Here is a 22,448-nt window from a genome sequence, read left to right on the forward strand (position 1 = left end):
GGGCAGAACTGCAGATTCCACTCATGAACAGGAGATCTTCTGATGGACGGAAGCAATGTGAGCCCCGGCGGCGGCTGCCCCGTAATGCACGGCGGCAACACCGGCACCAATGACAGCGTGACCAAATGGTGGCCCGATGCGCTCAACCTCGACATCCTGCATCAGCATGGTGCCCGCACCAGTCCGATGGATCCGGACTACGATCACCGCGAGGCCGTCAAGTCGCTTGATTTCGAAGGCGTAAAGGCCGACGTGAAGGCGTTGATGACCGAAAGCCAGGACTGGTGGCCGGCGGACTGGGGTCACTACGGTGGCCTGATGATCCGGCTGGCGTGGCATTCTGCGGGTACCTATCGCATGGGCGACGGCCGTGGCGGCGCAGGCTCTGGTAACATCCGGTTTGCACCGCTCAACTCCTGGCCCGATAACGCCAGCCTCGATAAAGCGCGCCGCCTGCTGTGGCCGGTGAAGAAAAAGTACGGCAATGCGCTGAGCTGGGCCGATCTGATCATCCTGGCGGGCAACATGGCCTACGAATCGATGGGCCTTAAGACTTTTGGCTTCAGCTTTGGCCGCGAAGATATCTGGGGACCGGAAAAAGACGTCTTCTGGGGCTCCGAGACCGAATGGCTGGCGAAATCCGAAAACCGCTACGGTGATCTGGACGATCCGGGCACGATGTATAACCCGCTGGCAGCGGTGCACATGGGACTGATCTATGTGAACCCCGAGGGTGTGAACGGCGTGCCTGATCCCGCGCGCACAGCACTGCACGTGCGCGAGACTTTCGCACGTATGGCGATGGACGACGAAGAGACCGCAGCACTGACCTGTGGTGGTCACACTGTGGGTAAGGCTCATGGTGGCGGCGGCGCGCACGATCAGATCGGCGGCGAGCCCGAATCCGAAGGCGTGCACGCACAGGGCTTTGGCTGGGCCAACCCGGGCCATGACGGTGTGGCGGCAAATGCCTTCACCTCCGGCATCGAAGGCGCCTGGACCAAGCACCCGACGCAGTGGGACATGGGCTATTTCGACTATCTCTTCGGCTATGAGTGGGAACTCACTAAATCCCCCGCAGGCGCCAACCAGTGGCAGCCCGTGGACATGCCCGAAGACGAAAAACCCGTTGATGCTTCCGATCCGTCAAAGCGCAAGAACCCGATGATGACGGATGCGGATATGGCGATGAAGGTTGACCCGGTCTACAATGAGATCTGCCAGAAATTCCGTGCGGATCCTGAGTATTTCGCGGATACGTTTGCACGCGCCTGGTTCAAGCTCACGCACCGGGATATGGGGCCCAAAGCCAACTATTACGGTCCTGATGTGCCAGCCGAAGATCTGATCTGGCAGGATCCGGTCCCGGCAGGCAGCACGTCATATGACGTCGATGCGGTCAAAGCGCAGATCGCGGACAGTGGCCTGAGTGCTGCCGACATGATCGCCACGGCATGGGACAGTGCGCGGACCTTCCGCGGCTCTGACAAACGCGGTGGTGCCAATGGTGCGCGCATCCGTCTGGCCCCGCAAAAAGACTGGGACGGCAACGAGCCTGAGCGTCTGGCGCGGGTGCTCGCGGTACTTGAACCGATTGCGGCCTCCTCAGGTGCGTCGGTGGCTGACGTGATCGTTCTGGCCGGCAATGTCGGCATCGAACAGGCGGCAAAAGCCGCGGGTCATGATGCAACGGTGCCTTTCGCGCCGGGCCGCGGTGACGCGACGGATGAACAGACAGACGCCGGCAGTTTCGGTGTGCTCGAGCCTCTGGCGGATGGTTTCCGCAACTGGGAGAAGGACGATTACGACATCAGTCCCGAAGCCATGATGCTCGACCGTGCGCAGCTTCTGGGCCTGACGGCTGCGGAAATGACTGTGCTGCTCGGCGGCATGCGGGTCCTGGGCGTTAACCACGGCGGGTCAAAGCACGGTGTCTTTACCGACCGCGAAGGCCAGCTGACCAACGACTTCTTCGTCAATCTGACGGATATGGCCAACACGTGGTCGCCGGTCGAAGCGGGCAACCACTATGAGGTCAAAGGCCGTAAGACCGGCGAAGTGCGCTTCACCGCGACGAGTGCCGATCTGGTGTTCGGGTCCAACTCGATCCTGCGCGCCTATGCCGAGGTCTATGCTCAGGATGACAACGCAGGCAAGTTCGTGCGCGATTTCATCGCGGCCTGGAACAAGGTGATGAACGCCGACCGTTTTGACCTGGTTGCTTAAAACACCTGGTTGCTAAAAACCATCAGTCCGGGCGGCTCTGCTGCCCGGACACCCCCCGACACGGGATCGCCTCGCATCGATGTCATGACGGATCACACCGGCGGTGCGACGTCCGGTCCGCAGGATATCCGGGCGCCGGGCCCCTTGCCGACAGCAGTTTCCCGACATCCCTGCACCGTCGGCGTTTTATTGCTCCGCTTCCACCCGGCAGGCGGCTGCACGGCGAATTGCGTTGCTCCGGGCAATTGCATCCGGCAATCATGACACCTGAACACCCCCCTTCCAAAGGAGATATCATGCTGCTGACACGTCGCCATTTCGGGTTTAGTGCCGCCGCCCTGAGCCTTTCTGCCTGTGCCGGTGGCATCACGGGAAGTTCCGGCGCATCAGGTGGCGTCTCCTCTGACCTTGTGCCTGCTGCCAACGGTAAATATGACGCCTGGGTCGCGTCGTTTCGTACCAGAGCTGCGCAGCAGGGGATCTCAGATCAGGTCCTCACGGCAGGCTTTCGCGGCGCGGGGTACTTGCCCGGTGTGGTGACACGTGACCGCAACCAGACAGAGTTCAAACGCAGCCTCGAAGATTACCTGTCGATCGCCGTTTCAGACGAGCGGGTCAGCCAGGGCCGCGCCGCACTCAGCCGCCATCGCGGGGTTCTGAACGCCATCGAAAGCCAGTACGGCGTGGATGCGGAAATCGTCACGGCGATCTGGGGGCTGGAGAGCTTTTACGGCGCACGCCGGGGCAGCGTTCCGGTCATTTCGGCAACCTCGACGCTCGCGTTTGACGGGCGGCGCGGGGCATTCTTTGAAAAACAACTGATTGCGGCGCTCCGTATCCTGCAGAACGGTGACATTACCGCAGATCGCATGACCGGCAGCTGGGCCGGTGCCATGGGGCACACGCAGTTTATCCCGACCTCATATCAGACCTTTGCGGTGGATTTCACCGGTGACGGGCGACGTGACATCTGGTCAGATGATCCGTCTGATGCGCTGGCGTCAGCGGCCGCATATCTGCAGCGCAACGGCTGGACAAGGGGGCAAAGCTGGGGCCGGGAGGTCGCGCCAGGTGCTTCCGGAGGCACGCTGCAGCCACAGGCGGGCGGGCCACGCTTTGCGACCACCTCCAATTTCCGCGTGATCAAGCGTTACAACAACTCTGACGCCTATGCGATCGGAGTTGGCCATCTGGCGGACCGTATCGGCGGTGCGGGCCCTCTGCGCACCGCTTTTCCGCCGGATGCCGACGGGCTGACAAAAAATGATCGTATCGCTCTGCAGGAAGGCCTGAGCAGACGCGGCTATGACACCGGAGGATCAGACGGGGTGATCGGGCCGAACACGCGAAAGGCGATCAGCGCCTACCAGTCCGGTCAGGGTCTGCCCGTGACCGGCGACCCCTCTCAGGAGCTTCTGCAGCGTCTGAACTGACGCCACGAAGGCGGTTTCAGGATGTACGTGGGGTAAAAGGCCCGGCCGACCAGCGCTGAGTGAGAGTAGAAACAGCGCAGTGGTCGCCGGCCGGGAGATGAACCAGAACCGGATATCCGGTACTCGTATATACGGGAACCTTTGGAGAGTTCTTGGAAGCAGAGTACCGGAAACGCGACCGGTCCGCCCATTATCATTCTGATCTTTTTGAAATTTTTGACCGAAGGGTGATAACTGTTGCGACGGAGACTCACTTTGGCGCGGTAATTCCCGGCCTGCGTGTATATATGCATGTCCGTTGCGGTGAAGGCATGTCATGTGGGTGCTTATCTCTGAATGTTTTCTCTTGCACGGCGCTGCGGCGGAAGTGCCCGGCACGTCAGACATATTGTGGCACCGGCGTTTTTCAGCCAGCAGCAAACCCCGTGCGCCAGACAATGCTCCACCGCGGATATCGTTCGGAAGAAACGCCCGAACGCAATTGTTTCGCACAGAAATCCCTGCCGGTGGCCATCGCGCATACGCACTCCATCCGCAGGTCCGCGCAAGTGCTTTGACACCGTGCCTCTGTCCGGTAAGACCGTCTTACCAACAACACAGGAAACCCGGTTGCAAATGCCTCGTGAAGACACGTCCTTTCCTTATGTCCGCCAGCGGCGCGTACTTGCTCTTGGCACCACGCTCGCGGTGGGTGTGCTGATCGGGTACTTCACGCTGACACCAGTGAACATGCCACAGGGTATGCCGGTCTCGGATAAGTTCTGGCATGTGGTCGCCTTTGCTGCGCTGACCTTTCCCGCCGCGCTGATCTATCGCCGCGCCTGCCGCTGGGTGGCGCCCCTGGCTCTGCTCTACGGCGTCGTGATCGAACTCATTCAGCCGCATGTCGGCCGTTCCGGCGAGCTTGCGGATGTTTATGCTGATGCATTCGGCGCGTTGCTGGGCCTGGCTCTGGGCATGATCTTCAACGAATATCTGATCCGCCCCGCCGCGCGTCGCAGACTGGCGCGCGACACATGAACCCTGCTGCCTTCTAGCCAGCGCTTTCCGCCCATTCTGAATGCCTGCGCGAGATTTCCGCCAGCCCGCCGGCCAGCAGCTTTTGCGCGGCTGTGCTGTTTTCAGCCTCGGTATAAAGGCGCAGTTCGGGCGCATTGCCCGACGGGCGCACATGCAGCACTGAGCCGTCCGTCAGCGTCATACGCACACCATCGGTAAGATCGAGTGCGGCCTCACGCGCGCCCAGAGTGCGCAGAAATTCCGCGCGCACGGCCTCCTGCCCCGCCAGGGCGTCGACGAACCAGGTGGAAAAAGCCTGTGGCACATTCTGCAAGCGGTCGGCCATGGCAACCACCGGCGGCTCCTGCCCTACCCGCTGCGAAAGCGTGCCGCCGCGCGCAGCAATGAGCCCGATTACAAGCGGCAGAACGCAGTCGCGCGTCATCAGCGGCGCAAGCGGACCCGTCCGGCCCTCGGCAGTATATCCGAGCAAAAAGCCGCCGTTCGCCTCATATCCGGCCACCTTGCCGGTGGCCTCCTGCATGGCCGCGATCACGTAAGGAGACCCGATCCGCGTGCGGATGACCGTGCCGAAGCCTTTGCGCGACACGCCGCTGTTGGAAGAGACCGGGGTGACGACAGTCTCCGCCCCCAGTGCTTCGGCCACGATCTGTCCCAGGATGTCGCCCGGCACGATCGCCCCCGTTTCATCTGCCAGCAAAGGCCTGTCCGCATCGCCGTCCGATGAAACGAGCGCATCCAGTGCGTGTTCTGATGACCAGCTACGGATCATATCGCGCACATCCGGTGCCACAGCTTCGGTATCCACAGGGATGAAGTTTTCCGAGCGCCCCAGTTCCACAACCTCAGCCCCAAGCCCGCTCAGCACCCGGGTGATCAGGTCGCGACCGACGGAGGAATGTGTGTAGTGGCCGATCTTCATGCCCGCAAGCGCGTCCTGACCGCAGGCACTCAGATACCGCTCTGCAAACCGTGCGCCGGCCCCGTCATCAGTTTCCACAGACCCTGGTGCAGCAGCACCTTGCACGGCACCGGGATGCGCGTTGATCGCCGTCTCATCTGATTTTGAAATCTCACCGGCGCGGGAATAAAACTTGATCCCGTTGCGGTCGGCCGGGATATGGCTGCCGGTGATCATAACCGCCCCTGCCCCGCGCGACTGTGCCGCCAGAGCCAGTGCCGGGGTCGGCACTGCACCGCAGTCAATGACCGTAAACCCGCAGGCCACTGCCGCCCGGGCCACGTCCTGTGCAATCTGTGGCGACGAGGGTCTCAGATCACGGCCGAGACAGATCGCGCCGCCGGTATCGCAGGCCCCCAGAAATGCCGCGGTATAGTCGCCCACGAGCCCGGCGGTCAGCTCTGTCACCAGACCGCGCAGGCCACTTGTGCCGAATTTTGGTGGCATGCTCTTTCCTGTATTCCGCTCTGATGGTCTGATCTCGTGGCCCGGCGACCGGGGCCGGCCCTTCACGTGCGCTGCCGCGGCCTGCGTTCATGATGACGCCCGCCTCCCGGCCGCGTCAGCCCATCTGATATCCGGGTGTGGATTGCGAGATTTTCATCTCATCCTCGTTCATGTCCTCGGCGATGCCCTCAAAAAGCGGTGTCGAGAGATAACGCTCGCCGGTGTCGGGCAGCATGCACAGGATCACCGATCCCGCAGGGGCTGTTTCAGCAATTTTCTGCGATACCGCAAAGGTTGATCCGCCGGAAATACCGGTGAAAATCCCCTCCCTGCCGGCCAGTTCGCGTGCCCAGTGGATACCATCGGCACCTGCCACCGGGATCAGATCATCATAGAGACCGCCGTCGATGGCCTCCTGCAACACGGCAGGGATAAAATCAGGTGTCCAGCCCTGGATGGGATGCGGTTCAAATGCCGGATGGCTTGACGCCGGGGCGTGTTCTGCGGTGCGCTCCTGTGCATGACCGCTGCCGACAAGCTGCGCGTTGGCAGGCTCAGTGAGGATGATCTTTATCTCCGGGCGCTCTTTGCGCAGCACCCGCCCGAGACCGGTGACCGTGCCGCCGGTGCCGTATCCGGTAACCAGATAGTCGAGCTTATGCCCGTCAAAATCACCCAGCACTTCGCGCGCAGTGGTTGCCGCGTGGATATTCGCGTTGGCCTCTGTTTCGAACTGCCGGGCGAGAAACCAGCCGTGTTTTTCCGCGAGTTCTGCCGCTTTGCGGTACATGCCGAAACCTTTTTCAGCACGCGGGGTCAGTACGACCTTTGCCCCAAGCATCCGCATCAGACGCCGGCGCTCGACCGAAAAGCTGTCGGCCATGGTCACCACCAGGGGATAGCCCTTCTGTGCGCAGACCATGGCAAGCCCGATACCGGTGTTGCCGCTTGTCGCCTCAACCACGGTCTGGCCGGGTTTCAGCTTTCCGGACCGTTCGGCCGCCTCGATGATATTGACGGCAAGACGGTCTTTGACCGATGCGCCCGGGTTAAAGAATTCCGCTTTGACGTAGATCGTGACGCCCTCGGGTGCGAGGTTGTTGATGCGGATCGCAGGCGTGTTGCCAATGGTGTCCAGTACGCTGTCGTAAAGGCGTCCGCGTCCGTCTGTGGTCCGAATTGAGTTATCCGTCATCGCTGCCATCCCCCCGGGGCTGAGTGTCGAGGCCGCCATCGTTCAGCGCATGGCGGAACAAGTCAACCCGGTACGCACCCGGGCGTGATCGTCTGTGACAGGTGCCGGCCCGAACAGTCTCTGCCCTCCGCAGGCAGACCTCTGCCGCGTGGAGGGACGCGGGCCGGGTTTTAGCAACGCGATACCACGCCGGATGATGCAGAGCCGCGCCCCACCGGCGACAGGTTCAGAAATCACCCTCAAGAATAACGGCGTGACCGTGAATACCGGCGCCGTCAAACCACTGTGTGGCCTGCACAGAAGAGAGATCCGCGCGGCCCCGGCGCTCATACTGATACTGCGCGTAGTGTTTGTCGCCGCGCCCGTGCCGCTGGTCCGGCTTGCCGGGCAGCCAGTTTTCATATCGCAAAGGCTCGCCGCTGAACCAGCGCCAGCCGATCACCGCATTGTTCTCACCGCGATCTTTGCGCAGGCCGAAATAAGGGCCGGATTTATAGCTGGTGTTTGTGTTGCTGTCATAACCCATGCTGACAAAACCCGGATCAGAACTGAACATACGCACCACGAACGCGTTTTCCGCCGCTGACGTGACAGAGGCGAGATCAAGACCGCATTTCTGAGCATCGGCGCGCGCCGATGCAACACTGCCGGACCGTACGACAGCAACGTAAAGCCGGCCCTGGTAAACACCGTACACGCTTTTGCGCAGCCCCAGGCAGCCGAGAATATCAGTGATCTGCGGGTCCTCTCCGATCATACGCAATGCGGCCGGGTTGTGACGGGTGGCAAAGGGGGCCGAGATAAAACTCCCTCCCGGGTCCTCTGCGAGTGCGATGTTCAGTGTCGCGAGCAGCGCCGGACCGGCGACACCGGTCTCCGGCAGGCCCGCGCCACTCTGAACCATGCGGATGCCCGCGCGTGTTTTCGGGCCGAAGACACCGTCCGGTGTCCCCACGTCTGCCCCCGCCTGGTTCAGTGCTGCCTGAAAATCGCGGCGCGCCTCTCTGTCAGGCAGCAGGAATTCTTCCATCACCTTATCATTTCCGGCAGCGATCCATTTCGGGGTCATCCCGCGGATGTGCTCCAGCGCTGCCGGGTCGGAGAAAGCGCGCTCGTCGGTGGTGCGGGCATAGAGCGACCAGCCCCGCAGCGTGTTCACTTTCGCGGCCGCTTCTAAGGGGGTGGCCGGTGCCGCCTGCCCGGGCACCGGGGCACGGCTTACCGGGGCGGGTGCCGGCATCGCCACCTTTTCGACGGGCGGCACCAGAAAGATATCCTCGCCCGGCAAAGATCCGTAGGTAAAGGGCTCCTGAAACCCGTCCGTGGTCTGATAGACCCGGTCACGCACCTTGCGGAACAGTTTGCCAAGCTCCAGTCCGGGCTCATCAATATACTCCAGCAGTGCTGCGGCATAGGGACTGTTGCGCCCGTCGCCGTCCTGCGCCAGCGTGCCGCCACGCGCGGCGTATCCGACAACAACTCCCCCGGGCTCGATTGCCGCGAGACCATTCCCGATGGACCGCGTGGCCCCCGCGCGGCTCATCTGTGACAGAAAGGGATTGTTCCGGCAGGCATCGACGAGGATCAACTTCAGCCCCCCGGTATCCGCCACCGCATTCACCACAGAATCCAGTCGGATGGCTTCAAATTCTACGTCTCTGTCGCTTTTCAGGGTGGCATTCACCGGGATCAGATAGTTGGTGTTTTCGATCTCAATCCCGTGGCCGGCAAAATAAATCAGCACCACATCGGCGCCCACAGCCGCCGCGGTGAAATCCCGCACCGCAAGCCGCATACCGGTGTAATCCAGATCAAGCCCGGAGGTGACCTCAAACCCGATGCCGGTCAGTTTGCGGGCAAGATCCGCCGCATCATTGGCAGGGTTGCTCAGCGTGGAAACGTGTTCATAATCCGCGTTTCCAATCACAAGGGCCACGCGTTTGCCATTGGCCGCAGACACAGGAGCGGCGCCAGTGCTGAAGATCACGATGAACGAAATCAGCGAGATAAATGCGCGTGCGGTCTGCGCTGCTCTGCGTTTCATCTGCATCCCCTTTCCGGCGCACAGGGCGCCCTTAAGATCACTCTGCCCCGGGCAGTCCCGTTATGCCCGCCGAAGACACGAGCCCGGCAAAGCCGGGGCCCGGCTCAATGCGCACCCTGCCTGAAAGCCCGATGCGCACGAATGCCCCGAGCGCGTCGAACCACAATCCGGCCGCGGCAAGGGCCGCAGGGTCATCGCCCGTCTGAAGCCCGCCGGGCTGCCGTTCCACATAGGTGCGCGCATCTGCGATCACGTCGCCGTCCGGTCCCGTCAGCAGCAGCACCTTCCATTCGTAAATCTTCCCGGGCTCCAGCGTCATCTGAGACCGGGCAAGGTCAAGGGCGTAGTATCCTTTGCGCAGGGGGCCCTCGCTCATGCGGGCCACACCGGTTCCGGTACCCTCCACCGGAACGATCTGCGCCTGCACTGAGCCTTTGAAGTTCTCGCTCAGATACCAGACCAGTGCTGGCTGCGCAGAGCGGGTAAGTCCGCCACCCTCGGGGGCCAGCAACACCAGCGCACCGTGGTCCCGGGCAAGATCGCGCGTGCCTGCGCCCACCCGGTCGGCAGGGGCTCCGGCGTCCGGGGGCACAAAGACCACCTCGCCTGGTGCGGCGTCTGTACTCCCGGTCGCCTGCTCACCGCGCGCCGCTGATGCACATAGAACGGCCAGGGACAGCAGGGCCGCGACCCCCCGGGACATCATAGCGTATTGCCGGTTCTGTCCCATCAGATGTGATCCTCCGGCATTCCGCCCGGTGCGGAAGGCCTGCCCGTCAGTTCATAGATCTCAAACGCGCTCTGCCCGTCATCATGCGCCATCCGCCCCGCCGGTCGGAGGCTCTCCCGCGACGGTAAGAGCTGTGCAGTGGTATCGCTTAAACATATGACAACAGGGCTTTGCTGTCGATCTCCCAGCGTTTTGCCGAAAGCTTCGATGCGCGCGGCGATGTTCACGGTGTCTCCCATCACATTGTACTGCAGGCTGCCGGTTGTCCCGAGAGTCCCGCTCAGAACCTCGCCGCTGTGCAGACCGATCCGCACCCGGTACGGTGCGAGCAGGCCGGGGTCAGCGTTAAAACGTTCCACCGCGCGGACAATTTCCGAGGCGGCCTGACAGGCGCGCGAGGCATCGCGTGATCTGGCACCGGGCGCCTCCGAGGGCACCGGCGCGCCAAAGACCACAAGGATCCCGTCGCCGGTGAATTTTTCAACAAATCCGCCCTGCGCGCGGGAAATCCGGCTCATCTCATCCAGAAGCGTGCTGGCCCATGTCATGAAAGCTTCGGGCTCTGCGGTACCGCCCACGGTTGTGGAACCGGCCAGATCGGCAAACAGGATGGTGGTGTAAAGCCGCATGGGTACAGGTTTGCCGCCCGACAGCAGGACATCGCGGCTCTGCCAGATCTGAGCCGAAAGCTCAGGCGACATATGATCGGAAAACAGCGTGGCGATGGTGCGCCGCTGCTGGCGCGCCAGCACGCTGATGATGGTAAAGACGACGAGAAAGCCTGCAAACCAGGCAAAGGCGACCGGCACCGCGGGCAGCCAGAGGCCGCGTGCGAGCGCCACCGAGGCGGCTGCGCCGAAAGCCAGCGCCAGACCGGGGCCAAAGAAAATACCGCCCGCGAGCGACCTCGCGAAATACCCCGCACCCGCCCCGGCCAGTGCCGCGGCAAGGATCATCACAAGATGCACGGGGGCCGGCGGTGAGCGCAGGGGGCGAAGTCTGCCCGCCGAGATGTCGATCAGTTGCTGGACCACGGCGGCATGCACCGCGACACCATAGGAAAAAGGCGGGTGCGGAGGTCGGTTCAGCGGGGTGCGGAAATTATCCTTGATTGAGATGCTGGTCAGCCCGAGCACAACGACACGGCCTCCAATCTCCGCGGTGCCGGCGCGCCCTTCCAGCAGGTCTGCGGCGGAAATCACCTGTGCCACGGGCGGGCCGTTCCGCCAGGCAACCGCGATCTGATATCCGGTGTCATCGATCCCGCGGTAGCTGCCGGAGCCGTCACGCAGGCGCGGCACCGGTGTGTCGCCGAAAAGAAGCACCGAAGGATCGTCAGGAAGGGGTTTCAAACCTGCCTGCCCGGTTGCCAGAAACGCCAGTCGCGCCGCAAAGGAAAGCGAAACGCCGGTGCCGTCACTGGTCAGCAGCAGCGCGCGGCGCACAACACCGTCAGGATCGACCGGCACATCGGCAAATCCCGTGCTGTCTGTGCTCTCGGCAAAGGCCGGACCGCGGATCGCATTGGCGCCCGACGCGCCCAGCATCGTTATCCAGACAGATCTGCTGTCGTCAAAGGCCCGCGTCAGCGCCGCGCTGCCAGGTGCCACAGGGTTGTCGCGATAGATATCCACGCCGATGGCTGTGGCCCCGGCCTCCTTCAACGCTTCAAGAAGCTCTGCCAGTTTTTCGTCGGGCAAAGGCCAGCCCCAGCGGGCCAGATCCTCTTCGCCGATTGCGACAATGACCACATCCCCGGCGGGTGCGTTATCGGCCAGGCGCGCAACCGTCCGGTCATACTGCACCAGTTCGATCCGCTGCAACGCCCCCGCCGCGCGCAACCCGGCGATAACCGCAAAGACGGCACAACCCGCCGCGAGGATCAGCAGGGCGGCGTGAAGCGGGCTCAGGATGTGTTTGTTCATAGAGATCGGACCCGGCGGCAATCGCGCCCGTCAGGCGCAGCCTTACCTTAGCCGCAGAGACCTGCGGGATCGACTCTTTCCCTCTGCCGCCAGTCAGCTTGCACCATCCGCAGTCCCGCAGTGCTGCGCAGGATAGACAGAACGGGGTGCGTCAGTTACATCCGCAACAATTCATTGCCCAGTCTCCGGAGATGTCATGTCCTTCGTTCTGCCGCAGTTCCTTCCCTATCTGCTCAACCAGGCCGCAGAAGCTGTCAGCCGGGATTTTCAGGGGTATTACCGCGACCGCTACGGCATGCTGCGCACAGAGTGGCGGGTGCTGTTTCATCTGGGATGTTACGGCGAAATGACAGCCGGGCGCATCTGCGGGCTGGCCTCGATCCACAAAACCAAGGTGAGCCGTGCTGTGCGGGCGCTCGAAGTGAAACGCTATCTCAGACGCACCACGTCCGCGCAGGACCGGCGTGTCGAGACGCTGGCGCTCACGCCGTCCGGACAGCGGGTGTTCCGAGATCTGCAGGCCGCCGCAGAGCAGTATGAACGCGACATCACCAGCGTGCTGTCACCCACGGAAGTTTCAAGCCTGCGCAGCATGCTGCTGAAACTGGAAAAAGGCGCCGGCTGAAACGGACGACGTCAGATAGAGCCGGTTGATTGCTGCCCGCGCCGACGGAGGGCATGCACCGGACATGAAACGGGGGCCTGCGGTTATCCCGTGCGTCATCTCTGAGCGGCGGGGCCACGGGCGCGGCCCCTGACGCACCGCCCGCCTGATCCTGCAGGGTGCCGGCTGGCCTGGTGCTCAGCCCTCAACTGCGCGGGCAGCAACAAGCGCAGCGTTCAATACCTCCGGGTCGCCGATGTGGTTGGCAAGCAGCAGAATAAGCCGCGCATTCAGCGCATCACTTTCATCATCTGTACGGCCTTCATGCGCAGCGAGAAGCGCGTCATAAAACCCGTCAGGATCCGGTATATTGGGGGTGAGATTAAGGTCCACCGGTCATTTCTCCCTGCCTGTTGCGCGCCGCAGCGCAGCGGCAATATCCGCCGTCTGCACCGCAGGCCAGCGTGCTGTCACGTGCTGATCCGGCCGGATCAGATAAATGGCCTGTTCAGCCTCACCCAGATAGCGCGTCCGCAGCGCACCTGAAGGATCATCGGTTTGCGTGTTCAGAACAAGGGTGCCGACGTCCACGCCCGCCCCGTCACCCGGATCAGGCGGAGGCGTGTTGATCGCAAGCAGAGTGAAACCCACCGAGAGCCGGTCGAGCAGAAAACCCTCGCGGAGCGGCGCGTCAGGACAGGGCGCGCCGGGGCGGGTTCTGGCCGGGCCGTTCAGCGCATCAGAGCCGTTCAGCGCGAGGCCGTCATAAACGCAGGGCACCGAGAGCCGCCCCGAATTGACAAGCGGACGAGCAAAGCTGTGCGCGCGCGCAAGCTCCAGAACCGCGTCCCGGAAAACCCGGCTCATCCGTGTTTTGGGGGTCAGGAAATCCGTGGACCGCGTGGAATTTAGGATGTTTTCATCGGCCCCGTGTTCGCGTTCGGCGCAGTAGCTGTCGAGCAGGTTTTCCGGCGCCTGCCCCCGAACCACGAGATCCAGCTTCCAGGCAAGATTTTCCGCATCCTGCACACCCGAATTGGCCCCCCGCGCGCCGAAGGGAGAAACCTGATGGGCCGCGTCACCGGCAAAGAGCACGCGACCCTGGCGGAATGTGTGCATGCGCCGGCACTGAAATCTGTAAACCGAGGTCCAGACGAGCTCGTATTCCGCCCCCTCACCCAGCATGGCATCAACGCGCGCGCGCACGCGCGCCGGATCAAGCTCTGCGTCGCGGTCAATGTCCCGACCCAGCTGAAAATCGATCCGCCAGATGTCATCGGGTTGTTTGTGCAGTAACGCAGACTGGCCCGCGTCCTTAAAAGGCGGCTCGAACCAGAACCACCGCTCGGTCGGAAAATCAGCCTTCATCCGCACATCGGCGATCAGAAAATTATCCTCAAAGACCCGCCCCTCAAAGCTCTGGCCGGTCATTTCGCGCAGGGCTGAGCGCGCACCATCACAGGCCAGGCACCAGTCCGCCCGCAGGTCATACGCACCGTCGGGCGTGTCAACGCCGAGCGACACACCGTCCTTCTGCACTGAAATACCCGTCACTCTGTTGCCGCCCCTGATCTCCACCGGCGCGCCTTCCTTCTGCGCCCGCCGGATCGCTTCGACGAGAAACTTCTCAAAATACGGCTGTTGCAGGTTGATGAAAGCCGGATGCCGGTGTCCTTCTTCAGGCTGCAGGTTAAACTTAAATATCCGGTCCGGCCCGTGGAAGACCCTGCCCGTATTCCACACCACACCCTTTTTCAGCATCGCGTCTCCCGCGCCGAGCCGCTGCGCAATCTGCAGGGTGCGTTGCGAAAAACATATGGCCCGGCTGCCCTGCCCCGGACCAGTACCTGCATCCAGCACCAGAACAGGCGTGCCACGCCGTGCCAGATCAAGCGCGGTTGCAAGGCCCACCGGCCCGGCGCCCACAACCACCACCGGGTGGTGCTCCGGTCCTGCGCCAGGTGTGCTGCGTTTTTCGTACGAGTACAGACGAAACGCCGGTTCCTGCGCATCATCCGTCCGTGCAGTCTCCCGGCTCATCCCTGCAACTGCTCCCACATCTCCAGATCGCGCTTGTCGGTCCAGATGCGGGGCGTATCCATACCGCGGGCTTCATCGTAGGCGCGCGAGACATTGAAGGGCAGGCAGTGCTCGTAGATGGCATAATCCGAAAACTTCGGATCGCAGGTGGCGCGCACCGCGTCCCAGGCGTCTTTGAGGCTGCCCCCCCGGGCCGCGACGCGGGCAGCAGGCGCATAGGTGCTGTCGAGGAAGTCACGTGTGGAAGTGATGGCGCGTGCGACGTCTTTTCTGCCGGTCAAAGCACCGCCGCGGCCCGGCGCGATGGCATCGACATCACGGGCCGCGATCACGTCGAGCGTACGACCCCAGTCGCTGAAATGCCCGTCACCGCAATAGCAGGCCGACCGGTCCTCGACGATGTCACCGGTGAACATGACGTTCTGATCGGGCACAAAGACCACCGCGTCACCTGCCGTATGGGCGCGCCCGGGGTGGCTGATGTCGACCCGGCGCCTGCCGAGATAAACCGTCATCGACCCGCTGAAAGTCGTCGTGGGCCAGGTGAGGCCCGGGATGCTTTCATGACCTTCAAAAAGGCGGGGGAAGCGCTGAAATTCGCTGTCCCAGTCTTCCTGGCCGCGTTCTGCCACCATCGCGCGCGCGGTGTCGGACATGATGATCTGATCGGCCCCGTAGGCTGACGCGCCCAGCACGCGGACCGCGTGGTAATGGGTCAGCACCAGGTGGGTGATCGGTTTGTCAGTGACGCTGCGCACCTTTTCGATGACCTTTCCGGCCAGACGTGGTGTCGCCTGGGCCTCGATGATCATGACGCTGTCATCCCCGATGATTACGCCGGAGTTGGGATCACCCTCGGCGGTAAAGGCCCAGAGCCCCTCGCCGATTTCGTCAAAAGTGATCGCTTTTTCCGTCATATCCCCCTGTGAGGCGAAGGCTTTGGCCATGTCAGTCTCCTTTTCCGCCGCCAGGGCGTGTCTTATGTTTCGTTCCGGGCATACGGGTCTTTCACGGCCGGCAGCACACGGCCCGTGCAGCTGCCAAAGCCCACGCAGTAGCCGTCCCCTGTCGCCGCACCCCGCAGGGTCAGCCGGTCGCCGTCTTCGATAAAGCTCCGCGGCTCGCCGGTGTCGAGCGTCAGCGGTTCTTTTCCACCCCAGCTGAGTTCAAGCAGAGAACCGCGGTTTTCCTTTTGCGGCCCTGAGATCGTGCCGGAGCCCAGCAGATCGCCGGTGCGCATCGGACAGCCGCAGGTCGTGTGATGCGCAAGCTGCTGGGCGGCAGAGTAATACATCTCACTGTAATTCGTGCGGGTGATGACTGTTCCGGCCTTTCCCTGAGGGGCCAGCGACACCTCAAGATCGATGTCAAAGAGCATCGGCCCCGCGTCGCGCAGATGGTCGGGGAGCGGCACCCCGCGTGCCGGCGTGTCACAGCGGAACGGCGCGAGGGCCCCGCTCATCACAATCCAGGGGCTGATTGAGGTGGCGGTCGCCTTGGCCTGAAAGGGCCCCAGCGGCTGATATTCCCAGGCCTGGATATCGCGCGCAGACCAGTCGTTGAGCAGCACATAGCCAAAGATGGCCGCATCCGCCTCTGCGACGCTCAGCGGATGGTCGCTGGCCAGACCGACCACAGCGCCAAGCTCCAGTTCAATGTCAAAGCGCGCAGATGGGGCAAAGCGCGGCGCGCTCTCGTCGGGGCCTTTCACCTGGCCCCAGGGGCGGCGCACATCTGTGCCCGAAATGACCACTGAGGACGCCCGACCGTTATAGCCGATCGGCATATGCATCCAGTTGGGCGGCAGCGCGTTTTCCGCCCCCCGGAACATGGTGCCGACGTTGGTTGCGTGATGACGGCTGGCGTAGAAATCAGTGTATTCCGCAACGCGAAAGGGCATGTGCAGGACGGCGCCCTCCTGCGGGCAGAGGAACGGGCGCACCTCATCCTGATTTTCACGCCCTTCAGCCAGAAGCGCTGTAACATCGCGGCGTAGCCTGCTCCAGGCTTCCGGACCAAGCGCCATAAAAGCCGTCCAGTCGCTGGTCTGCAGCGTGCCACCGAACTGCAAAAACCCCCAAGCCTCCAGCGCCTCCACGTCAAGAATGCTGTCGCCAATGGCCATCCCGCAGCGCGGCGGCTTTTCGTCGGAGAAAACGCCGCAGGGCAGATTGTTGAGGGGAAACTGCGTCCCGGCTGAATTGGCCGTGGCGACAAAAGACCGGATCAGCCCGCTCATGGGGCGGGCTCAGCGTCGGGTTGGTTTTCGGGCAGCGCCGCAACAATCGCAGGCACCTGAAGGCAGGCGGCCTCAACGCGGCGCACCCCGGGCCAGGGTGCAAGATCCAGACCGAAACGATGCGCGTTGATCGTCTGGCCGGTCACACAGAGGTCACAGATATCCGGCGTGGCGCCGAAGGAAAACGCTGTGTCCGGGTCCAGCTGCGCCTCAAGCGTTGTGAACCCCTCGCGCATCCAGTGGTGCATCCAGTCGCGGATCTGGTCCTCTGTTGCGCCAAAACGGCTGCGCAGCTCTGCCAGCAGGCGCAGGTTGTTGGCCGGGTGAATATCAAGCGCGACCGTGTGGGCGGCGGCCAGAACGCGCGCGCGCAGCACAGGGTCAGCGGGCACCAGCCGCGGCTCGGGCCAGGTCGCCTCGATATAGTCGAGAATGGCCATCGACTGGGTCAGGATGCGCCCGTCGCCGGGCTCGAGCGCCGGCACGCCACGCCCGGGATTAATCGCAGCAAAACTATCGCTGAGCTGTTCATGCTGCATCAGATTGACGGAGAGGGTCTCAAAGGGCACGCCCTTGAGCCCGAGGGCGGCACGTACCCGGAACGATGTGGTCGAGCGCCAGAAGGACCAGAGTTTCATTTTGTGCCCGGTGTCCCGTCGAATTTCTTCTCTAAGCTCTCCCAGCAGTCGATGTAATCATCCTGAAGCGGCGCCTCCCTGCCCGCAAACGCCGTCAGATGCTGCGGGAAGCGGGTCTCGAACATAAACGACATGGTGTTGTCGAGTTTTACCGCCTGCAGATCTGCACTGGATGCGCCTTCAAAAGCGTTTTTGTCGGGTCCGTGCGGCAGCATCATATTGTGCAGGCTGATCCCGCCCGGCACGAAGCCTTTGGGCTTGGCATCATACTGGCCGTAGATGTTGCCCATCAGCTCAGACATGATGTTCTTGTGATACCAAGGCGGACGGAAAGTGTTTTCGGCCACCATCCAGCGCTCGCGGAAGAGCACAAAATCGATATTTGCCGTGCCGGGCTGGCCCGACGGCGCCGTGAGCACCGTAAAGATCGACGGGTCGGGGTGGTCGAAAAGTACGGCCCCGACCGGGCAATAGGTCGAAAGGTCATATTTCACCGGGGTATAGTTGCCATGCCAGGCGACCACGTCGAGCGGGGACTGTGCGATCTGCGTCTCGTGAAACTGCCCGCACCATTTGATGGTCACCACCGAGGGCACGTCGCGGTCCTCAAAGGCCGCGACCGGCGCTTTGAAATCGCGCCGGTTCGCCATGCAGTTGGCGCCGATAGGGCCCCTGCCCGGCAGCTCGAACTTCTGGCCGTAGTTTTCGCAGACAAAACCGCGACAGGGGCCTTCGGTGACCTCCACACGGTAAAGGAGTCCGCGCGGCAGAATGGCGATCTCGCCCGGCGCGATATCGAGAATGCCAAGCTCGGTGCAGAACCGCAGCCGCCCCTCCTGTGGCACGACCAGCATTTCACTGTCCGCAGAGAAGAAATAAGCGTCTTTCATGCTCTGCGTCACGAGATAGATGTGACTGGCCATGCCCACCTGCGTGTTCACGTCGCCGGCGGTGGTCATCGTGCGCATGCCGGTGATCCAGGTCAGCGGCTGATCGCTGTGCGGCACCGGATTCCAGCGGTACTGTCCGAGGCTGGTCACATCGTCCACCACATGTGGCGCGGTTTTCCAGTGCGGCACGTCGAGGCGGGCATAGCGGTGCGAATGCTTTACGGATGGCCGGATCCGGTAGCACCAGGTGCGTTCGTTCTGATGGCCGGGCGCGGTGAAAGCCGTGCCGCTCAGCTGCTCGCCGTAAAGGCCGTAGTTACACTTCTGCGGGCTGTTCATGCCCTGCGGCAGCGCCCCGGGCAGCGCCTCGGTCTCGAAATCATTGCCGAAGCCGGGCATATAGCCTGCGTGCGGGCCGGGCAGCGACGGGGCCTGGGTGAGACCTGAAAAATCAGCCAGTGTGTTCATGAGATCCTCCCGTTTACGTGATGGCCTAACAGTTACTTTTGTAACTAACAACGCAAAGAAATGCGACCGGTGTTCCGGTCTGGTATTCTCACCGACACCCGGACACCCCTGGCCGGTTCCCGGCCTTCATACAATGCTGCAACCTGCCCGTCAGGCTGTGCCGGTCGCCATAGTCAGACACCCGCGGCACAGCTTTGCCGGTATCCCTGCGCGGCGCCCGCAGAGATCCCACGGCACGGAACGGCCGCTCGGCGGCAATTTGCGGGCACGGAACCGAAAATCCCCGCTCTCCTGTGGACCCCGGCCAGGCAATTGTTTAATCCGGGGGCAGCATCAGGAAAGGCTCAGAGAACATGTCGGATCAAAACAACGCGGATATCATTTACACCAGAGTGGACGAAGCACCTGAACTGGCGTCAGCGTCTTTGCTGCCGGTCATCCGGACCTTTGCTGCCGCGGCAGGTGTCACCGTGGGCACGCGCGATATCTCGCTGGCCGGACGTATTATCGCCGCCTTCCCCGAGGGGCTGACGGAAGCGCAGCGCCAGAGCGACGATCTGGCGATCCTGGGCAGGCTGGTAAAAACGCCCGATGCCAATGTGATCAAACTTCCGAATATCTCGGCCTCAGTGCCGCAGCTGACGGCGGCGGTGAAAGAGCTGCAGTCGCAGGGCTATGACATCCCAGATTATCCCGAGACGCCGCAGACAGATGCGGAAAAAGAGGCCCGCAAGCGCTATGACGCCATCAAAGGCTCGGCGGTGAACCCGGTGCTGCGCGAAGGCAACTCCGACCGTCGCGCCGCCGTGGCCGTCAAAAATTACGCGCAGTCCAACCCGCATTCCATGGGCACATGGAGCGCGGACAGCAAGACCGTGGTCTCGACCATGTCCTCGGGTGATTTCCGCTCCAATGAAAAATCCGCGACGCTGACAGCAGATCAGGCCGGCCCGGTGCGCATCGAGCATGAAGCCGCAGACGGCACTGTGACCGTGCTGAAAGATGGCGTGGAGTTTCCCGAAGGCTGTGTGGTGGATGCCACGTTCATGTCGGCGGCAGCACTCAGCGCCTTTCTCGAAGAGCAGATCGCCGAAACAAAAGACGCGGGCACGCTTTTCTCCATTCACCTCAAAGCGACGATGATGAAGGTATCCGACCCCATCATTTTCGGCCACGCGGTCAAAGCCTTTCTCAAGCCGGTCTTTGAGAAATACGGCGCAGAGCTTGAGGCGGCGGGGGTCAACCCCAACTCCGGCCTTGGCGCCCTGCTCGACACTGTGAAGGACGCGCCGAAATCGGGTGAGATCCTGGCAGAGATCGACAGCGTTATGAAAGCGCGCCCTCCGATGTATATGGTCAACTCCGACAAGGGCATCAGCAACCTGCATGTGCCCTCGGATGTGATCATCGATGCCTCAATCCCCGCGCTCATTCGCGCAGGCGGCAAGGGCTGGGGCCCGGACGGCAAAGAGGCGGATGCCAACTGCGTCATCCCCGACAGCTCTTATGCGGCGGTCTATGATGAGACGATCCGCTACTTCAAAGAAACCGGTGCGCTGGACCCGACCACCGCAGGCACCGTTCAGAACATCGGCCTGATGGCGCAGAAAGCCGAGGAATACGGCTCCCACCCAACGACCTTTGAAATCGCAGCTGCGGGCACGGTACGGATGGTGCTTGCCAATGGCGATGTGCTGCATGAGCACAGCGTTGAAAAAGGCGATATCTGGCGCTCTGCATCAACGCGCAAGGCGCCCATCGAAGACTGGGTGCAACTGGCGATTGACAGGCAGGCGGCGGAAGGCTGCGAAGCGATCTTCTGGCTGGATGAGACCCGCGCGCATGACGCGGAACTGATCCGCTATGTCCGCCCGATCCTCGATGCAAAGGGTGTTGCCGACCGCTTTCAGATCCTTGCCCCGCGTGAGGCCACGCGCGCCACGCTGGAGACGATCCGCAAGGGTGATACCTCGGTTGCGGTCACCGGAAACGTGCTGCGCGACTATCTCACCGATCTCTTCCCGATCCTTGAGCTCGGCACCTCGGCCAAGATGCTGTCGATTGTTAAGCTGATGAACGGCGGCGGGCTTTTCGAGACAGGTGCCGGTGGCTCTGCGCCCAAGCACGTGCAGCAGCTGATGGAGGAAAACCACCTCCGCTGGGATTCACTTGGCGAGTTCTGTGCGCTCGGGGAAAGCCTCAAGTTTCTGGCGGACGTGCGCAGCAATCCCAAGGCGCGCGTGCTGGGCAAGGCTGTCGATGTGGCGACACAGGGCATTCTGGACAACAACAAATCGCCCGGTCGCCGCGTGGGCCAGCCTGACAACCGCGACAGCCACTATTACTTTGCGCTTTACTGGGCCGAAGCTCTGGCGGCACAGACCGAAGATGCTGATCTGGCGGCCCATTTCGCACCCATTGCCAAAGCACTGGCAGAGAACGAAGAGACAATCGTGGCGGATTTCGCAGCCGTCCAGGGGCGTCCGGCAGATACCGGCGGATACTACCACACTGATCCGGAGAAAACCGAAAACGTGATGCGCCCGTCCTCTGCGCTGAACGGGATCATCGGCTGATCTGAACGGGGATGAAAACGGTCAAAGCCCGCGTTGCTGACAAAGCTGCTCGGGTTTTTCGTGCCGGTCCGGGTATCAGAAAAGATCAGTCAGCAGTGCGAAAAGCTCGGCCTGCGATGAAATCATGAGCTTGCGGTAAATGTTGCGTCTGTGGACCTTAGCGGTCTCGCGCGATATCCCCAGCGCGAAGGCGGCCGACAGGTTCGAATGCCCCTGCAGGATCAGCGCCGACACCTGCGCCTCACGCGGCGTCAGCGAGGTGGCACGGGTGGAGCGCAGATGCGCGCGGATAAGCTCTTCGAGCGGGCGCGGGGCACGGGTCACAGGCCGGGCTACCTGCCCCGACGCCCGCGAGGATACGTACTGGCGCAACAGCTCTGAGATCAGCGGGCTGAAATGGCGCAGACACTGCAGTTCGCGACGGCGGTATGACCCGGAACCATCCAGCCTGCTCATCGACAGATGTGCGACGGACCCGTCGGCAGTCCGGGCCAGAAAGCCCACCTCATCGCGGATCCGTGTCTGCTGATAATACTGCAGATAATACTCGCCGGCAAAAAACCGGTCGGGTGCGATATCGGCAAGGCGGAACATACCATCCGCCGCCACCTGGTCACGGTGCCGGAAAAACGGGTCGAGCCGGTAGGCGCCATCAAGATACTGATCGGGGTATTTACGTCTGAGCGACGGATCGGCAAGCCAGTAGTCATGGGCTTCGGGGCGGCCTTCCGGGCCAAAGCGCAGGATCAGAAAGGTGTCAAACTTCAGCCGCGCTCTGAGCAGATTGCGAAAATGCCCGAAAAACGTCGAATCCGCAGTATGTGCCATAGCCGTTTGCAGGCGCGCGACGTCTTTTGGTCTGAGCTTTTCCAGTATTTCTACCCCGGAATGATGCCAAATCAGGCAGTCTATACCCCTGTGGGGGTATTTTTCTGGTAAAACATCCACGCAATGATCACAAGCGGGTGGACGAATACGGATCCCGGTCCGAGTATCGACACCCAAACCGGGG

17 protein-coding genes are annotated in these 22,448 nt (G+C 62.4%); 5 read left to right on the top strand and 12 right to left on the bottom strand.

Translation table 11 applies throughout. The features are described from left to right. Positions 1 to 42: 42 nt before the first annotated feature. The 3 genes from katG (at position 43) to G3256_RS12240 (ending at position 4,679) form a co-directional block, all read left to right on the top strand. A complete protein-coding gene (gene katG, locus G3256_RS12230; RefSeq protein ID WP_169641085.1) occupies positions 43 to 2,226 on the top strand; it encodes a catalase/peroxidase HPI in 2,184 nt (727 codons plus the stop codon). 296 nt (positions 2,227 to 2,522) lie between these two features. Beyond that, the gene (locus tag G3256_RS12235) at positions 2,523 to 3,659 is read left to right on the top strand and encodes a lytic murein transglycosylase (RefSeq protein ID WP_169641086.1); all 1,137 of its coding nucleotides are present in this window, start codon (positions 2,523 to 2,525) and stop codon (positions 3,657 to 3,659) included. 615 nt (positions 3,660 to 4,274) lie between these two features. Further along, positions 4,275 to 4,679, top strand: coding sequence for a VanZ family protein (locus G3256_RS12240; protein ID WP_169641087.1), 405 nt, complete (start codon positions 4,275 to 4,277; stop codon positions 4,677 to 4,679). Between the two features lie 13 nt (positions 4,680 to 4,692). On the opposite strand, the gene G3256_RS12245 is transcribed toward G3256_RS12240, so the two are convergent. The 5 genes from G3256_RS12245 to G3256_RS12265 all read right to left on the bottom strand — a co-directional run bounded on the left by G3256_RS12245 (position 4,693) and on the right by G3256_RS12265 (position 11,981). Further along, the gene (locus tag G3256_RS12245) at positions 4,693 to 6,087 is read right to left on the bottom strand and encodes a phosphomannomutase (protein WP_169641088.1); all 1,395 of its coding nucleotides are present in this window, start codon (positions 6,085 to 6,087) and stop codon (positions 4,693 to 4,695) included. A gap of 115 nt (positions 6,088 to 6,202) precedes the next feature. Then, positions 6,203 to 7,282 carry a PLP-dependent cysteine synthase family protein gene (locus G3256_RS12250; RefSeq protein WP_169641089.1) on the bottom strand — a complete coding sequence of 360 codons (1,080 nt, stop codon included), beginning with the start codon at positions 7,280 to 7,282 and terminating at the stop codon, positions 6,203 to 6,205. Between the two features lie 226 nt (positions 7,283 to 7,508). Next, on the bottom strand, positions 7,509 to 9,326 hold the full coding sequence (locus tag G3256_RS12255) for a caspase family protein (protein WP_169641090.1): 1,818 nt from the start codon (positions 9,324 to 9,326) through the stop codon (positions 7,509 to 7,511). A 37-nt stretch (positions 9,327 to 9,363) separates the two neighbouring features. Continuing rightward, entirely contained in the window at positions 9,364 to 10,056 is a 693-nt protein-coding gene (locus G3256_RS12260) for a DUF928 domain-containing protein (RefSeq protein ID WP_169641091.1), read from the bottom strand. After that, positions 10,056 to 11,981 carry a CHASE2 domain-containing protein gene (locus G3256_RS12265; protein WP_169641092.1) on the bottom strand — a complete coding sequence of 642 codons (1,926 nt, stop codon included), beginning with the start codon at positions 11,979 to 11,981 and terminating at the stop codon, positions 10,056 to 10,058. Before G3256_RS12265 ends, G3256_RS12260 begins: the two co-directional genes overlap by 1 nt. Before the next feature lie 196 nt (positions 11,982 to 12,177). Between G3256_RS12265 and G3256_RS12270 the strand changes: the two genes are divergently transcribed. Beyond that, complete coding sequence (locus G3256_RS12270; protein ID WP_169641093.1) at positions 12,178 to 12,606, top strand: MarR family winged helix-turn-helix transcriptional regulator; 429 nt, start codon at positions 12,178 to 12,180, stop codon at positions 12,604 to 12,606. A 177-nt stretch (positions 12,607 to 12,783) separates the two neighbouring features. On the opposite strand, the gene G3256_RS12275 is transcribed toward G3256_RS12270, so the two are convergent. From G3256_RS12275 to hmgA, 6 genes are read right to left on the bottom strand one after another with little or no spacing between them, the layout of a single operon-like run. After that, complete coding sequence (locus G3256_RS12275; RefSeq protein ID WP_169641094.1) at positions 12,784 to 12,978, bottom strand: DUF2783 domain-containing protein; 195 nt, start codon at positions 12,976 to 12,978, stop codon at positions 12,784 to 12,786. Between the two features lie 3 nt (positions 12,979 to 12,981). Further along, positions 12,982 to 14,625, bottom strand: coding sequence for an FAD-dependent oxidoreductase (locus tag G3256_RS12280; protein ID WP_169641095.1), 1,644 nt, complete (start codon positions 14,623 to 14,625; stop codon positions 12,982 to 12,984). Continuing rightward, a complete protein-coding gene (locus G3256_RS12285) occupies positions 14,622 to 15,572 on the bottom strand; it encodes an MBL fold metallo-hydrolase (protein ID WP_169641096.1) in 951 nt (316 codons plus the stop codon). The genes G3256_RS12280 and G3256_RS12285 overlap by 4 nt, the downstream gene beginning before the upstream one ends. A 32-nt stretch (positions 15,573 to 15,604) precedes the next feature. Then, entirely contained in the window at positions 15,605 to 16,864 is a 1,260-nt protein-coding gene (gene fahA / locus G3256_RS12290; protein WP_169641097.1) for a fumarylacetoacetase, read from the bottom strand. Beyond that, complete coding sequence (gene maiA, locus G3256_RS12295; protein WP_169641098.1) at positions 16,861 to 17,502, bottom strand: maleylacetoacetate isomerase; 642 nt, start codon at positions 17,500 to 17,502, stop codon at positions 16,861 to 16,863. The genes fahA and maiA overlap by 4 nt, the downstream gene beginning before the upstream one ends. Further along, positions 17,499 to 18,860, bottom strand: coding sequence for a homogentisate 1,2-dioxygenase (hmgA, locus tag G3256_RS12300; RefSeq protein ID WP_169641099.1), 1,362 nt, complete (start codon positions 18,858 to 18,860; stop codon positions 17,499 to 17,501). The genes maiA and hmgA overlap by 4 nt, the downstream gene beginning before the upstream one ends. Before the next feature lie 353 nt (positions 18,861 to 19,213). Here hmgA and G3256_RS12305 point away from each other — a divergent pair, with 353 nt between their 5' ends. Continuing rightward, the gene (locus G3256_RS12305; RefSeq protein WP_169641100.1) at positions 19,214 to 21,436 is read left to right on the top strand and encodes an NADP-dependent isocitrate dehydrogenase; all 2,223 of its coding nucleotides are present in this window, start codon (positions 19,214 to 19,216) and stop codon (positions 21,434 to 21,436) included. A gap of 75 nt (positions 21,437 to 21,511) precedes the next feature. Here G3256_RS12305 and G3256_RS12310 read toward each other — a convergent pair whose 3' ends face one another. After that, a complete protein-coding gene (locus G3256_RS12310; RefSeq protein ID WP_169641101.1) occupies positions 21,512 to 22,264 on the bottom strand; it encodes a helix-turn-helix transcriptional regulator in 753 nt (250 codons plus the stop codon). Positions 22,265 to 22,448: the final 184 nt, after the last annotated feature.

The organism is Roseobacter ponti, assembly GCF_012932215.1.
In the GTDB taxonomy this organism is placed as follows: domain Bacteria; phylum Pseudomonadota; class Alphaproteobacteria; order Rhodobacterales; family Rhodobacteraceae; genus Roseobacter; species Roseobacter ponti.

What these genes read in the sequence shown, in the direction of transcription:
- G3256_RS12235 (WP_169641086.1), top strand. Translation starts at nt 2,523, where the DNA reads ATGCTGCTGACACGTCGCCATTTCGGGTTTAGTGCCGCCGCCCTGAGC.
- G3256_RS12245 (WP_169641088.1), bottom strand. Translation starts at nt 6,087, where the DNA reads ATGCCACCAAAATTCGGCACAAGTGGCCTGCGCGGTCTGGTGACAGAG.
- G3256_RS12310 (WP_169641101.1), bottom strand. Translation starts at nt 22,264, where the DNA reads ATGGCACATACTGCGGATTCGACGTTTTTCGGGCATTTTCGCAATCTG.
- G3256_RS12255 (WP_169641090.1), bottom strand. Translation starts at nt 9,326, where the DNA reads ATGAAACGCAGAGCAGCGCAGACCGCACGCGCATTTATCTCGCTGATT.
- maiA (WP_169641098.1), bottom strand. Translation starts at nt 17,502, where the DNA reads ATGAAACTCTGGTCCTTCTGGCGCTCGACCACATCGTTCCGGGTACGT.
- G3256_RS12260 (WP_169641091.1), bottom strand. Translation starts at nt 10,056, where the DNA reads ATGGGACAGAACCGGCAATACGCTATGATGTCCCGGGGGGTCGCGGCC.
- fahA (WP_169641097.1), bottom strand. Translation starts at nt 16,864, where the DNA reads ATGAGCGGGCTGATCCGGTCTTTTGTCGCCACGGCCAATTCAGCCGGG.
- G3256_RS12240 (WP_169641087.1), top strand. Translation starts at nt 4,275, where the DNA reads ATGCCTCGTGAAGACACGTCCTTTCCTTATGTCCGCCAGCGGCGCGTA.
- G3256_RS12280 (WP_169641095.1), bottom strand. Translation starts at nt 14,625, where the DNA reads ATGAGCCGGGAGACTGCACGGACGGATGATGCGCAGGAACCGGCGTTT.
- G3256_RS12265 (WP_169641092.1), bottom strand. Translation starts at nt 11,981, where the DNA reads ATGAACAAACACATCCTGAGCCCGCTTCACGCCGCCCTGCTGATCCTC.
- katG (WP_169641085.1), top strand. Translation starts at nt 43, where the DNA reads ATGGACGGAAGCAATGTGAGCCCCGGCGGCGGCTGCCCCGTAATGCAC.
- G3256_RS12305 (WP_169641100.1), top strand. Translation starts at nt 19,214, where the DNA reads ATGTCGGATCAAAACAACGCGGATATCATTTACACCAGAGTGGACGAA.
- G3256_RS12285 (WP_169641096.1), bottom strand. Translation starts at nt 15,572, where the DNA reads ATGGCCAAAGCCTTCGCCTCACAGGGGGATATGACGGAAAAAGCGATC.
- hmgA (WP_169641099.1), bottom strand. Translation starts at nt 18,860, where the DNA reads ATGAACACACTGGCTGATTTTTCAGGTCTCACCCAGGCCCCGTCGCTG.
- G3256_RS12250 (WP_169641089.1), bottom strand. Translation starts at nt 7,282, where the DNA reads ATGACGGATAACTCAATTCGGACCACAGACGGACGCGGACGCCTTTAC.
- G3256_RS12270 (WP_169641093.1), top strand. Translation starts at nt 12,178, where the DNA reads ATGTCCTTCGTTCTGCCGCAGTTCCTTCCCTATCTGCTCAACCAGGCC.